The sequence below is a fragment of the Roseibium sp. genome, assembly GCF_025698965.1.
Classification (GTDB): Bacteria; Pseudomonadota; Alphaproteobacteria; order Rhizobiales; family Stappiaceae; genus Roseibium.
Genome location: NZ_JAILWL010000159.1, coordinates 1 through 12294 on the forward strand (window position 1 = coordinate 1; position 12294 = coordinate 12294).

The following is a 12294-nucleotide window of genomic DNA, read 5'->3' on the forward strand; positions in this document are numbered from 1 at the left end:
CAGGTCGATCCCGCCGTGCAAGCAGCATTGATCGAAGCGTCGGAAAAACTGAAGGCCGCCGGCTGGACAGTGGAGGAAGTCGACTGCCCGCCGATGCGCCGCGCCGCGGAGGTCAACGCCAGCCTCTGGATGGGGGATACCGCCTTCGGCGCTGTGGACCTGATTGAACGCGAGGATGATCCGGATTCCCGGTTCGTGTTCGCGCAAATGTCCAGGGACGCAGGCGAGGCCGATTTGGAAAGCGTGATGAAAGCCTTGCAGGAACGCTATGGTCTTGTTCGGCAGTGGGAGCTCTTTCTTCAGGACTATCCACTTTTCCTTTGTCCGATGTCGGGAGAATTGCCCTTTGCACAGCAATTGGATGTCAGATCGGAAGAAGATTTCGCACGTGTTCTGGAAGCGCAGCTACCGCAAAGAGCCTTGCCCGCGATCGGCGTACCGGCACTGTCGGTCGCCACAGGCGAGGTGGGCAACTTGCCTGTCGGCGTTCAGCTGGTCGCCTCCAGATTCCGCGAGGACATTCTACTGGCGGCAGGCCGCGACATCGAACGTGCAAGCGCGCCGGTTACGGTCACGACGCCGAATTGGGAGTGAGGCAAAGTTACCAGAAACACTCCTCCAAAATGAACAAACAACTCGGTGTTAGAATGGCCTTGGCTGCGTGCGGATGAATAGCTTTTGCGAATGACATCAGCAGTCATTTTGGAAAGCGATTGCAGGTGAAATCAATATGCACACAGACAACGTAACAATGAAGCAGATACTCGTTTTTTCACTGATCAGCAACTTGGCCGTTGGGGACTTGTTGTACTGTTCCTAATAGATGAGTGACGTTGTCTACATCAACTAAGGTTGGACTCGTCGCCTCATACATGGGTGCGCGCAATGATCTCGAGCATTTTATCGGTGCGTTGGCGTCGACGCTGGAACCCATTGATGCCTGAGTTGAAGCCCAACGGAACCTGTCACTGTATGCTTCCGTTTCATCCTGCAGAGACATAATCCTGTCCGGTGACGTAATTGTAGCCATCAACCAGAAGCTCGAACAGGATATCGGTTTCTTCAACCGTTCGGGGTGTGAACAAGAGGACGAAACCTTCCCAGCCCGGTCTGCTACCGGCCCAGGGGTGCAGTGTTGCCCATCCGGCCCGCACAGCCTCTTTTGCTCGCTCAGGGGGCAAGGAGGCGTGCAGACTGCCGTCCGGATGCAAATGGGCGAATTCCCGTCCGCCGACAATGGCATCCGGACGGGACAGGGGCAGAGACTCGTCCAGCCAGAAGCCTTTTGCTCCTGGCAGCGAAATGACTGTTGCACGAAGTTTGACACCCGGAAGGGTCGATACGCGATTTAGCAGGCGTTCTGAAAGTTCGGCAATGGGCTGGGCCCCGATCTGGATATGCGGAACAGCGTTTGTTGTCTGCGGCACAGCTCCTTCCCGGACAGGAAGGCCGCTGTCGGCTGCAATTGTGGTCTTGACCGCGAGGGTGGCAATCATGACGCCTATGAAGGCGAGAACACCGGGGCTCAACCAGTTTTTCATCTACCTGAACCAGTTTCGTTATTGGGTTTCGCGGAACTTTTTGTGACACGCACTGCACGCCCCACCGATTGCACCAATATTTGCCTGTACGCTCGCCAGGCCGTCACCGGCAACAGCGGCCATGGCCGTTGCGGCCTCGGCAAGGCTTTTGTTGATTTCGGCGCTTTCCGGGTACGTCGTCCAGGCCTCGACTTTTGCGCGGGTCAGCCCGGGCAGAGCTGTGCTGTCCGACCTCTGCGGCCAGGCGGCGCCGTTGTTCATGCTTGCGAGGATCTTGATGTTCTCGGCAGCGGTTTTGGCAGCCTCAGGATTATACTCGGCCTCGCCTTTCGCCATGGCTGCCAGCTGTCCCAGGTTCCAGGCGTAAAGCGTCATGATCGCTTTGCGCGCCTTGATCTCACTTTCGAATTTCCCCTGTGCAAACCCAGCGCTGGTGCCGACAGCAGCGGTCAGGATCACTGAGCAGGCCAACTTGAGCAGGTACTTCATCCTACGCTCCATTGCTGTGCAGAATTGAACAGTCATTGTTTCTCATGATTAAATAGATGCGTAAATTCGGAAAAATTAGGCAGGGAGTTGTGCGTCAATGCACAAGTTGAGATGGGATGATCTTCAATTTGTCTATGCCGTTGCGGAGCAGGGGTCTCTATCGGCAGCCTCCCGTGCGCTTGGTGTGAACCACGCTACGGTCCTGCGGCGGATCGCCTGGCTGGAAGAAACCAACGATGTCAAATTGTTTGACCGCAGTAAAAACGGATACAGCCTTCGACCCGAGGGGCGGGCCCTTCTGGCCTCGCTCAAGCTTATGGATCATGCTTCGGCGCGAATTGGGAGAAGTCTCGCGCTGACGGCGAAGGGGATTGAGGGAACTTTCCGGCTTGCGACCACCGATGCAATCGCCTGCCTGCTGTTGCCTGGTCTCCTGAGCACGCTCCGAGAAACCCACCCCAATATCAATATCGAAATCGCCGTATCGAACGATCCGATCGATATGTCTTTGTCCGGCGCGGAAATTCTGATCAGGCCCGGGGCTGATCTGCCTCCGGAGTTGAGCGGTGTCAGGGCCTGGGAGGTGGATTTCGGCGTCTACGGCTCTCCGCTGTACCTGGAGCAGAATGCGGGGCTTCCGATTGACGGTCACAAGTGGCTGGGTGTTGCGCCTGGTTTTGCAAAATCCACCGTCGGAGAATGGCAGTTCTCGGCTATACGGTCCCGATTTGAGTTCACAGCGGACAGTTTTTTGACGCTTGCAGGTTTGGCGGCTCAAGGACTCGGGCTCGCGATGCTGCCAGGCTTCGTCGGGCGGAACACACATAATCTAGTCCCTGCCGATGAATTTCCTGGAGGACCGACGACCGGAGTTTGGGTCGCAACCCACAGTGAATTCAGGCGCCAGAATGACATCGAAACTCTCCTGAGTTTTTTCGCGGCAGCACTTGCGCGAGATGCCGGGCAGGTGAAGCAGGTTCGCTAACCGTTCTGCTCCCACGGCAGGACCGTCAACTCTGGCCAAAGCGCCTTCATACGGGTTGCCTTTTCCGCATAGGTCTCGGGATTCGGCTGGGAATAGTTCGGCACCAGACGCATGGCAAACAGGTTGGCAAGACCGAAGGGGGCGTGCAGGTCAAGCCTGTCGTTCCGGTCCAATCGGGCTGCAACGGCATGGGTGCGCGCGGCATAGGTTGTCAGCGCATCCATCGAACAGTCGAGCGGGCGGCCCGGTCTGCCAAAGCGTTTTTCGTACCACAGGTGTACGCGTGCCTGGTTACGCACTTCCAGAAGTTCAGCCAGATCTGGCAGGGCGGCGTTGACCTTTTTGATCACACTGTCTTCGGCCTCGTAAGAAATATCTCCTCCGTCAAAATAGATGACGTCGAAATCCTTGATACCGTGAAACAGCGGCCGGTCGGTCAGAATGTTCCACACTGTCTGGTAGATGCCGCCCGACACCAGCCATGCATCCGGCAGGTCCAGGTTTCGTGCAGCCTCGAGGATCCGCATCACGTGGGGAACCGAAAGCAGAATTCTCTCAAGTTCTGCAAGGCGCTCCTGTTCGTTTGCCGCGCTGGGATCGCCCAGGCGAGAGCTGGATCCGGAGAGTGTGGATTGGGGGGGCAACATGGCGGGAACCTTTTCGATCGGAGCCCCACATTAACCGATTCTGACAGGCGGAAATAAGACCCGCTGTAATTGCCAAACCATCCTTGCGGGAAAAAATGTGCCTTTATCTAAGCAGTCATGCGTAGCTTGACAGCTTGTCGGCCGATGCCATTTCCATGGAGAAGTCAACATGTTCGGAAAGACCTGATGCAAAAAACGCACGAGCCCATCCAGACCAGAACCGGTAGAATTGTTCTCGCTGCCTGCGCAGCCGCGTCGCTGACAATCGCTGCCGTACAACCCTCTGACGCCCAGTCCAGGCGGCCTGACTCGCGAGCGATGACCTGCGCTCAGGTTCAGTCGATGATCGATCAGCGCGGTGCGGTGGTTCTGAGCACGGCCAATATACATTTGATCGCTATGTGTCCAACCGGAACTTCTGCCAGCATGGCGAGGTTCTGAGGAGGGACTACGTACCGACCAAGGACAACAACAAGTGCTATGTTCAGCGTTGTATCAATTCCTCGCCGTTTTATTTCGACTGAGATGGATCGAGGAAAGACAAAACAGACTGCGAACTGAGATGTGTGACTTGCGGTGACATCAGGAGGTGAGAAATGACGCGTTCAGGTCAACTCCGAAGACTTGCTCGTCCGGCAAGCTGCACAGCCAGTGTTTTCATGATGTCGGTTTTGACGCTTCAGGCGGCACATGCGCAAGCGGGAAGGCCGGACACACGACAAATGACCTGCGCTCAGGCGCAGGCGCTCGTTCAGCAGCGTGGCAGCGTCGTGATGACCACAGGGCCGACGACGTTCGACAAGTTCGTTGCCAATGCCAGTTACTGCCGTCCGCAGACAAATTCCGTCCGGGCCAAATACGCTCCGACGAAGGACAATCCCAAATGTGCCGTCGGGAACAGGTGCTTCCAGAACCGCGACCGTCGCTAAAGACAAAAATCCCCGCGCGGAACATTCCACGCGGGGATCGGTTTCAAACACGCTTTCCGGCCACTTGAAGGCGTCAGCCCCTCAGCGTGCCACCGGTCGATTTTTCGACATTGGCAATAATCTTTTTGGAGATCGCATCGATCTCCTCGTCCGTCAGGGTTTTCTGACGCGGTTGAAGCAGGACATCGATGGCCACTGATTTCTGATCTTCCGGAACACCTTGGCCCTGGTAGATGTCGAACAGGGTCACGTCGGTGATCAGGTTTTTCTCCGCCCCGCGTGCCGCCTTCAGCAGCGTTTCCGCATTCACGTCCTTGCCGACCAGGAATGCAAAGTCACGCCGAACCGGCATCAGGTGGCTGGCATTGAGCGCGCCCTTGGATCGGCCACCTTTGCTTTTCGGCTGGGGCAGGGCATCAAGATAGATCTCGAACGCCACGATCGGACCTTCGATATCCAACGCCGCCAGCGTGCGCGGGTGGATTTCACCGAAAACGGCAAGCGTGTTTTTCGGTCCAAGCTTCAGGCAGCCCGAACGACCCGGGTGGAACGTTGTCGGTGCATCGGTATAAACCTGAAGCTTCTCAACCGGAGCGCCAATCGCGGCAAGCGCCGCTTCCGCGTCTGCCTTGGCGTCGAAGACATCGACATTGTCGGAGGCTCCGGACCAGTGACGTCCAGCGCCCTGCAGCTTGGCCGTGCCACGACGGACACCGGCGGTTACCATCTTCTGGTCTTCAGGCGTGTCGTTTTGAAAGATCTGACCGACTTCGAACAGCGCCACATCACCGAAGCCACGATCCGCGTTGCGTTGCGCGGCCACCAGCAGGCCCGGCATCAGACTCGGGCGCATGTCCGACAGTTCCGGAGAAATCGGATTGGCAAGCGCCAGATCCGGTGCACCGCCGCCGAATAGCTCGGCCTGTTCCTTGCTGATGAACGACCAGGTCACCGCTTCGTTGAAGCCGCGTGCAGCCAGCGCCCGTCGGGCCCTGCTGCGACGGATCTGACCCGTTGTCAGAACCTTCTGACTGACGGTGCCGGTGCGTGGCAGCGGCGTGAACGGCACACGGTCGAGGCCGAGAATGCGCACAACTTCTTCAACCAGATCGGCCTTGCCTTCAATGTCAGGACGCCAGCTCGGCGCGGCAACCTTCACCGTGTCGCCGGAACCAGAAATCCAGAAGCCGAGCGATTTCAGCGCCAAATTGGCCTCCGCCTGGGCCACCTCCACACCGGACAGGCGCTTGATTTCCGAATAGGGGAAATCGATGATGTTGTTGTTTTCCGGAACAGTGCCGGTCTGAATAGCTTGCGACGCTTCACCGCCGCAAAGATCCAGAACCATTCGGGTCGCATATTCAAGGCCGGGCATCATGTAATCGGGGTCGACGCCCCGTTCGAACCGGTAGCGGGCATCCGTGTGAACACCAAGCTTGCGGCCGGTAGCAGCAATGCCATCTTCGTCCCAAAGCGCGGATTCGATCAGAACGTTGACGGTTTCCTCGGTACATCCGGACGGCTCGCCGCCGAGGATGCCACCAAGACTCTCGACGTTGTTGTCGTCGGAAATCACGCAGACACTGTCATCGAGCTCATAGGATTTTGCATTGAGGCCATCAATGCTCTCTCCTTCCTTGCCGCGGCGAACGACCAGATTGCCGTGCACCTTGTCCGCGTCGAAGACGTGAAGCGGTCGGCCCTGGTCAAAGGTGATATAGTTGGTGATATCCACCAGGATGTTGATCGGGCGCAGGCCGATCGCCGTCAGCCGGTCCTGCAGCCATTGCGGCGACGGGCCGTTCTTCACACCCTTGACCATGCGCAGACCGAAAGCCTTGCAGAGGGGCTTGGTGTCGCCGAAGTCCAGGGTTACATCGACCGGGCACGGGTAGCTGCCACGGATCTGCTCGTGAGACCGTTCTTTCAGCTTGCCGAGACCCGCGGCTGCCAGATCGCGGGCGATGCCATAGACACCGGTACAGTCCGGACGGTTCGGTGTCAGACCGATTTCAATGACCGGCTCGTCCAGCCCGGCCCATTCGGCGTAGTTCACGCCAACCGGAGCATCTTCCGGCAGGTCGATGATGCCGTCATGTTCCTCGGAGAGCTCCAGTTCGCGCTCCGAACACATCATGCCGAAGCTTTCAACGTCACGGATCTTGCCGACGGATAGGGTCACATCAAGACCGGGAATGTAATCTCCGGGCTTGCCGAGTACACCGACAAGACCGGCACGGGCATTGGGAGCGCCGCAGACGATCTGGATCGGGTCGCCTTCACCCGTATCGACTTTCAATACACGCAAACGGTCGGCATTCGGGTGCTGTTCGGCTTCAAGAACCTTGGCAATCCTGAACGGTTTCAGCCGGTCGGCCCGGTTGGTCACTTCCTCGACTTCCAGCCCGATCATCGTGAGGCGTTCAACGATTTCCTCAAGGCTGGCGTCGGTTTCCAAGTGCTCCTTGAGCCAGGAAAGGGTGAATTTCATGAGTTCTACTCTTTATCGGTCGTGCAGCCGGTCAGGGCTGCGAAATGTTCATCAGGGCGCGTCAGTTGCCGAACCGGTCCACTTCAGGAAGAACGGTCGCTTCGCTGTAGTTTTCCGCAAACCGGCGGCCGATATCGGAAAAATCCTCGGTCCAACGCCGCACCATGTCGGGCGTGATCTGCTGTCCCGTGGCGATTGCCTGAGCCGCTTCGGTCTCGATGCGGTCTCGCAAGATGCCGAGCTCCACCTGCGCGGAATATTCCGCCCGGTATTTCCCGAGCCAACCCATGGCGACGATCACAACCATCACAAGAAGCGCGGCAGTGCTGGTCAGTCCCGCCCATTTGGCGGTGCCGCCGATGCGCCGGTCGCTGGCAATCAGAACAATTGAAGCGATTGTCAGAAAGGCAACGATATAGATCGCCTGAAGAAAGCTCTGGTACTTTTCGGCAGAGCTGGCTTCATGGCCGGCCCGCAGGCGGGTGATCCGGTCTCTCAGGTAAAGAAGGGCATCGGCCTCGGTGCCGAGCTTTTCGCGAAAATACGTGTCGCAGAAACGCAGACGTCCACGGCTTTCGATTTTTTCCGCACATGCTTCCAGAAAGGAAGTCGGTGTCGGAACACGAGTGTCCTGGTCCGCAGTTTGTGCCGCTGCCGGAAGCAGGCTGGCGACACAAAGGGCTACGGCAAGAAATATGCGGGTCAGCTTTGACATGTATGATCGCCCCTCAAGAGATCCAGGCAGTTAACTTGACAATCCGCCGAACAGGGTCGGCAGATCGAGCGGGCGGAAGCCGTAATGCTGGATCCAGCGCACATCCGCGTCGAAGAAGGCACGAAGATCCGGCATGCCGTATTTCAACATCGCAATCCGGTCGATGCCCATGCCCCAGGCAAAGCCCTGATAGACATCCGGGTCGAGCCCGCAATTGCGAATGACATTGGGGTGCACCATGCCGCAACCGAGAATCTCGAGCCAGTCGTCGCCCTGGCCGATTTTCACTTCACCACCGGACCGGTCGCATTGGATGTCCAGCTCCATGGACGGCTCGGTAAACGGAAAGAAACTCGGACGGAAACGCATCTTGATGTCATCGACTTCAAAGAAGGCCTTGCAGAATTCGCGCAAAACCCATTTCAGGTGGCCGAAATGGCTTTCCTTGTCGATGACCAGACCTTCCACCTGGTGGAACATCGGCGTATGGGTCTGGTCGCTGTCGCAGCGATAGGTCCGGCCCGGAATGATAACGCGGATCGGCGGCTCCTGGGTGCGCATGGTCCGGATCTGAACCGGAGAGGTGTGCGTGCGCAGCAGCAGACGTTCGCCGTCTTCCTTCTCATTGAAGAAAAACGTGTCGTGCATTTCGCGCGCCGGGTGGCCTTCCGGGAAGTTCAGCGCCGTGAAGTTCAGTTCATCGGTTTCGATGTCCGGACCCTCAGCGATGGAAAAACCCATGTCGGCGAAGATCGCCGTCAGTTCGTCAACAACCTGACTGACAGGGTGAATTCGCCCGGTTTCGGCCGGAGACGGCCGCAGCGGCAAGGTGACATCCACCTTCTCGCTGGCAAGACGGGCTTCCAGTGCTGCTTCCGCCAGAACGCTCTTGCGGGCGGAAATGGCGTCGGTGATCTTGGCTTTCAAGCCATTCAGGGCCGGGCCCATTACCTGGCGTTCTTCCGGTGTCATCTTGCCGAGCGTCTTCATCTGCTCGGAGATCTTGCCCTTCTTGCCTAGTGCGTGGACCCTGACGTCTTCCAGCGAGGTCTCGTTCTGAGCACCTTCGATGGCTGTCAGAAGGTCGGATTCAAGTGTATCGAGATTGGACATGCGTGCTCGGTTGTCGGTTCGCGCGTAGCGCGCGGATTAAGTCGAAACAGAAAGTCGGGGTCTTTTAGCGAATAATTGCGCACAATGCCACGGCTTCGAACGCATTATTGCGTGAACCCCCGGTGAAAGGAAAAGCGCCGGAAATAAAGCGCGTTAGCGCATAAATCGCCCACAGGCCGGGCCCTGCCGCTCGGGAAAGCGCGCGTTTTGGGTCCGCTGGCGCAAGGCGTTTGCGGAGGAACCAAGGCTTAGGATATGTGCGCTGCGGCAAGTCATGAGCGCCAATGTACTGAAAGACGGGACGAAGGCAAGTGGGAAAGGGGGCGGTGCTCGAGTTTTGAAACTCGAGTATCATGCGGTCGTCCCGGGTTTGATCGGGGATGACCTTGGAAATCTGACCCTACGCAACCACCTCGTCAGCGCCTTTCGGTCGACCGATGGAGGTTTGCAGTTCATCCCGCAGCCAGTTTCCAAACGCGCGTTTGGCTTTCGTCCTCGGGGCGTTCTTGCCGCTGATCAGCCAATATCCTATCCCGGTTGCGGGCCGCTGCGGGAAGGGCGAGACGACCTGTCCGGATTTGACTGCGTAAACCGCCAGGGTTTCCCAGGCGAGAAAAACGCCTTGTCCGGCAATGGCGGCATCCAGGCACAGGGATCCGTCTGAAAAGGTTGGGCCATCCTTGAGGATGCTCTCGTCGAGATCGAACAGGTCCAGCCAGGTTTTCCAGGTGAACATCTGTCCCGGGTCGCGAATGATGGGCAGTTTGCCGATGTCCGCCGGTTCCTTGATTTCTCTGGCAAGGGCGGGGCTGCAAACCGGAAAAACCCGTTGATTGAGCAGTTTTTCTGCGTTGAGATCCGGATAGGGTCCCCGACCGACCCGAATGCACAGATCGACATCGCTGGTATCGGGATCGACCAGATCAACGGTTGCTTCAACCCGCACCCGGACACCGGGGAAGGCCTTGTCAAATGACTTCAGATGCCAGACCAGCCACTTTCCGGCAAAAACCGGTGCAACCGAGATCGTCAGCGAATCCTCCCGTCCGCGTTGGGTCGTCGCGATGGCGGTCGAAAGCGAGGACATGGCAGAGGTCAGATGCGGTTGCATCGCCAGCATATGCGCAGTTGGCAGCAGCAGCCGGTTTTGGCGCTCAAACAGCTGCACACCCAGTTGGCCCTCTGTCTTCTGCACCTGCTGACTGACCGCTCCAACGGTTACTCCAAGCTCTTCCGCTGCCCTTTTGATTGAGCCAAGGCGAGCAACCGCTTCGACGGCTCGGAGGCCGGACAAGTGAATTTGGTTCAAATTTTTCATTTTAGAAAATCTAAAGCGAAAATCAGAATAAGTCGATTTTTTTATTGAGAAAGAGTGCGTATATGTAGAGCCAAGCTAAATTCAAGAAAAGGAATTTGGCCATGAGAAAAACAATAAAAAGGAGAATAGAAATTATGATGAAATGGTTCATCCGCAAACAGTTTACCGCCAAGTCCCCGGCAGCTTATGACCGCAGAGACTTGTTGGCTCACCCTGAAATTCAGCGTATGAGCCCGCGTGAACTGGCTGACCTGCCGTTCAACCGGCGTTAAACACACTGACCGGCCGGACTGCTGGTCATTCGAATACTCCGATCGGCCCGATTTTTCGTTTCCGGCCGGTTGGCAAGATTTCAGATCAGAAAACGGCGCCGGGATCAGATCCGGCGCCGTTTCTGGTTTTGGAACACACTATCCGAAATCAGGACGCCTTTGCGGTGTCATCGCTGCGTTGACCCAGGTCCCAATCCACTTTCACGAAACACTTTGGAAGTTGAACTCCTGTCTTGAGACGAGTTTGGAAATCAAATTTCCAAGGCTTCCGAAACAGCGGGAAACCCGCTCTGAGACGGGAGTGACTGCCGTGCAGTAGCGGCGTTCGGACGCAAAAATCTGTCCCGAATGTCGATAATGCACCTTTGTCGCGACGATTGTGCCACTTCGTGTGGGGCAAAGTCGGATTCAACCTCATCCAGCAAATCGACAATTTGCCGAAGCAAATGCAGGTCCTCCGGACGGTTTCCGAAATCCGGATAGGATATCAGCGCTTCCACGAACCGCACGCCGGCCTGTTTCAGGAATATCGTTTCCGGCAATCCATCGCGTGTGCAGACACCAAAAGTCCCTTCCAGGAAATGCTCCCAGGTCGCAATCTCGTGGTCCGCGTTGAACATGGAATCGACAGTCGTGGCCGATTGACATAGTGCAGACCCAAGCGGGCCGGAGAGAAAAGTATCCTTGGCGGTCTTGTACCGGGTAGCGAAATAAGACTTCGCCGCCGCTTCATCAGTGATCCCAAGCCTGGTGATGTCGTTGTACCAATGAACATGTCCTTTAAGCTGGAAACGATAAGTGGTCTGGTCTTCATGCGGCTCGAAGAACGATTTTACACATCCGTTTGCGCTGTAGCGGTAGGACGGCTCAGGTATGACCCTGCAGGCATACAGGCTCCCAAGTTCAGCCATGCTGAGCGCGCACCGGGCTGCAAATTCCTGCTCTTCCAGAAAGTTCGTGTAGAGATAATTCAATAGCATTTTCTGCACCTCGAGGATTTGAGGTTCAATACCAGTTTGCAATGCGAGGGTGTTTCGATCCGGATCGAAGTTTGAAGGCCTTGAGTTTGCAATCTGCCCTGCGGCGACACGGCTTCAAATGCTTGTCACACCCATGCTTGACTTGGAGTTGCTCCAGAAGAGTAGGGTGATGCATGCAACAGATGAGCGAGTGACATGCGGATATCCGAAGCGTCCTTGAAGAGTGGTTTGAGTGCCGACACCATCCGATACTACGAAAAGTCGGGTCTCATGCCGGCAATTGATCGCGGAGCGGACGGGTTACGCCGCTTTTCTCCGGAAAATGTTGAATGGCTCACGCTGCTGTACTGGTTGCGCAAAACAGGCATGCCGATGAAGGAGATGTGCCACTTCGCGGAACTCTATCAGCAGGGTGAACGGACGATACGTGAACGAAAAGCTGTGCTGATCCGCCATTCCGAACGGTTGAAGACACGGCGGCAGGAATTGGAAAAGTGTGCGGAAATTCTCGATTACAAGCTGAGTGCATATAAAGTGATTGAAGGCAAAAACACATGAAAATACTGATTGTTGGCGCAGCAGGTGACGTTGGTCGTGCGGTCTGCACCGAGCTTGAAAACCGGCATGAGATTGTCATGGCAGGCCGATCTACCGGAGACATCAGGGTCGATCTGACGGACGAAGCAAGCGTTGCTGCACTCTACAGCCAGGTCGGCCCGGTTGATGCCGTCGTCTCGGCGGTTGGCGATGTCAAGTTTGAACGGCTTGCGGAAATGACAAGCGAAAAATACCTGTTTGGACTGCAGCAAAAGGT

General features: G+C 56.7%; 15 protein-coding genes. 7 read left to right on the forward strand and 8 right to left on the reverse strand.

Going from position 1 to position 12294, the window contains the following annotated elements; all coding sequences use genetic code 11:
* Positions 1–594 (forward strand): amidase family protein (locus tag K5905_RS14370; protein ID WP_297585067.1); only part of this gene is annotated, 594 nt, incomplete at its 5' end.
* A 389-nt stretch (positions 595–983) separates the two neighbouring features.
* On the opposite strand, the gene K5905_RS14375 is transcribed toward K5905_RS14370, so the two are convergent.
* Both K5905_RS14375 and K5905_RS14380 read right to left on the reverse strand, forming a co-directional pair.
* A complete protein-coding gene (locus K5905_RS14375) occupies positions 984–1541 on the reverse strand; it encodes a luciferase family protein (RefSeq protein ID WP_297585070.1) in 558 nt (185 codons plus the stop codon).
* Between the two features lie 18 nt (positions 1542–1559).
* Positions 1560–2030: a cytochrome c gene (locus tag K5905_RS14380; RefSeq protein WP_297585072.1), complete on the reverse strand. Its 471-nt coding sequence runs from the start codon at positions 2028–2030 to the stop codon at positions 1560–1562.
* Positions 2031–2127: 97 nt separating this feature from the next.
* On the opposite strand from K5905_RS14380, the gene K5905_RS14385 reads away from it, so the two are divergent.
* A complete protein-coding gene (locus tag K5905_RS14385; RefSeq protein ID WP_297585074.1) occupies positions 2128–3015 on the forward strand; it encodes a LysR family transcriptional regulator in 888 nt (295 codons plus the stop codon).
* Here K5905_RS14385 and K5905_RS14390 read toward each other — a convergent pair.
* Positions 3012–3662, reverse strand: a complete 651-nt coding sequence (locus tag K5905_RS14390; protein WP_297585077.1) for a nucleotidyltransferase family protein — start codon at positions 3660–3662, stop codon at positions 3012–3014. The two genes, K5905_RS14385 and K5905_RS14390, sit on opposite strands and share 4 nt — an antisense overlap.
* Before the next feature lie 186 nt (positions 3663–3848).
* Here K5905_RS14390 and K5905_RS14395 point away from each other — a divergent pair, with 186 nt between their 5' ends.
* On the forward strand, positions 3849–4103 hold the full coding sequence (locus tag K5905_RS14395; protein ID WP_297585079.1) for a hypothetical protein: 255 nt from the start codon (positions 3849–3851) through the stop codon (positions 4101–4103).
* Between the two features lie 155 nt (positions 4104–4258).
* Positions 4259–4591 (forward strand): hypothetical protein, encoded by a 333-nt coding sequence (locus K5905_RS14400; RefSeq protein WP_297585083.1) that lies wholly within the window; start codon positions 4259–4261, stop codon positions 4589–4591.
* Between the two features lie 73 nt (positions 4592–4664).
* Here K5905_RS14400 and pheT read toward each other — a convergent pair whose 3' ends face one another.
* The 4 genes from pheT to K5905_RS14420 form a co-directional block, all read right to left on the reverse strand.
* The gene (pheT, locus tag K5905_RS14405; RefSeq protein WP_297585085.1) at positions 4665–7082 is read right to left on the reverse strand and encodes a phenylalanine--tRNA ligase subunit beta; all 2418 of its coding nucleotides are present in this window, start codon (positions 7080–7082) and stop codon (positions 4665–4667) included.
* Between the two features lie 61 nt (positions 7083–7143).
* The gene (locus K5905_RS14410; protein WP_297585088.1) at positions 7144–7797 is read right to left on the reverse strand and encodes a phenylalanyl-tRNA synthetase subunit alpha; all 654 of its coding nucleotides are present in this window, start codon (positions 7795–7797) and stop codon (positions 7144–7146) included.
* Positions 7798–7827: 30 nt separating this feature from the next.
* Positions 7828–8910, reverse strand: a complete 1083-nt coding sequence (gene pheS, locus K5905_RS14415; protein ID WP_297585091.1) for a phenylalanine--tRNA ligase subunit alpha — start codon at positions 8908–8910, stop codon at positions 7828–7830.
* A gap of 400 nt (positions 8911–9310) precedes the next feature.
* Positions 9311–10228 (reverse strand): LysR substrate-binding domain-containing protein, encoded by a 918-nt coding sequence (locus tag K5905_RS14420; protein WP_297585093.1) that lies wholly within the window; start codon positions 10226–10228, stop codon positions 9311–9313.
* Between the two features lie 134 nt (positions 10229–10362).
* Between K5905_RS14420 and K5905_RS14425 the strand changes: the two genes are divergently transcribed.
* A complete protein-coding gene (locus tag K5905_RS14425; RefSeq protein WP_297585095.1) occupies positions 10363–10500 on the forward strand; it encodes a hypothetical protein in 138 nt (45 codons plus the stop codon).
* Positions 10501–10751: 251 nt separating this feature from the next.
* Here K5905_RS14425 and K5905_RS14430 read toward each other — a convergent pair whose 3' ends face one another.
* The gene (locus K5905_RS14430; RefSeq protein ID WP_297585098.1) at positions 10752–11480 is read right to left on the reverse strand and encodes a DUF6058 family natural product biosynthesis protein; all 729 of its coding nucleotides are present in this window, start codon (positions 11478–11480) and stop codon (positions 10752–10754) included.
* A gap of 195 nt (positions 11481–11675) precedes the next feature.
* Between K5905_RS14430 and K5905_RS14435 the strand changes: the two genes are divergently transcribed.
* Positions 11676–12038 (forward strand): MerR family transcriptional regulator, encoded by a 363-nt coding sequence (locus tag K5905_RS14435; RefSeq protein ID WP_297585100.1) that lies wholly within the window; start codon positions 11676–11678, stop codon positions 12036–12038.
* On the forward strand, positions 12035–12294 hold a 260-nt coding region (locus tag K5905_RS14440; protein ID WP_297585102.1), incomplete at its 3' end, for an NAD-dependent epimerase/dehydratase family protein. The genes K5905_RS14435 and K5905_RS14440, both read left to right, overlap by 4 nt.

What these genes read in the sequence shown, in the direction of transcription:
- K5905_RS14375 (WP_297585070.1), bottom strand. Translation starts at nt 1,541, where the DNA reads ATGAAAAACTGGTTGAGCCCCGGTGTTCTCGCCTTCATAGGCGTCATG.
- K5905_RS14380 (WP_297585072.1), bottom strand. Translation starts at nt 2,030, where the DNA reads ATGAAGTACCTGCTCAAGTTGGCCTGCTCAGTGATCCTGACCGCTGCT.
- K5905_RS14385 (WP_297585074.1), top strand. Translation starts at nt 2,128, where the DNA reads ATGCACAAGTTGAGATGGGATGATCTTCAATTTGTCTATGCCGTTGCG.
- K5905_RS14390 (WP_297585077.1), bottom strand. Translation starts at nt 3,662, where the DNA reads ATGTTGCCCCCCCAATCCACACTCTCCGGATCCAGCTCTCGCCTGGGC.
- K5905_RS14395 (WP_297585079.1), top strand. Translation starts at nt 3,849, where the DNA reads ATGCAAAAAACGCACGAGCCCATCCAGACCAGAACCGGTAGAATTGTT.
- K5905_RS14400 (WP_297585083.1), top strand. Translation starts at nt 4,259, where the DNA reads ATGACGCGTTCAGGTCAACTCCGAAGACTTGCTCGTCCGGCAAGCTGC.
- pheT (WP_297585085.1), bottom strand. Translation starts at nt 7,082, where the DNA reads ATGAAATTCACCCTTTCCTGGCTCAAGGAGCACTTGGAAACCGACGCC.
- K5905_RS14410 (WP_297585088.1), bottom strand. Translation starts at nt 7,797, where the DNA reads ATGTCAAAGCTGACCCGCATATTTCTTGCCGTAGCCCTTTGTGTCGCC.
- pheS (WP_297585091.1), bottom strand. Translation starts at nt 8,910, where the DNA reads ATGTCCAATCTCGATACACTTGAATCCGACCTTCTGACAGCCATCGAA.
- K5905_RS14420 (WP_297585093.1), bottom strand. Translation starts at nt 10,228, where the DNA reads ATGAAAAATTTGAACCAAATTCACTTGTCCGGCCTCCGAGCCGTCGAA.
- K5905_RS14425 (WP_297585095.1), top strand. Translation starts at nt 10,363, where the DNA reads ATGATGAAATGGTTCATCCGCAAACAGTTTACCGCCAAGTCCCCGGCA.
- K5905_RS14430 (WP_297585098.1), bottom strand. Translation starts at nt 11,480, where the DNA reads ATGCTATTGAATTATCTCTACACGAACTTTCTGGAAGAGCAGGAATTT.
- K5905_RS14435 (WP_297585100.1), top strand. Translation starts at nt 11,676, where the DNA reads ATGCGGATATCCGAAGCGTCCTTGAAGAGTGGTTTGAGTGCCGACACC.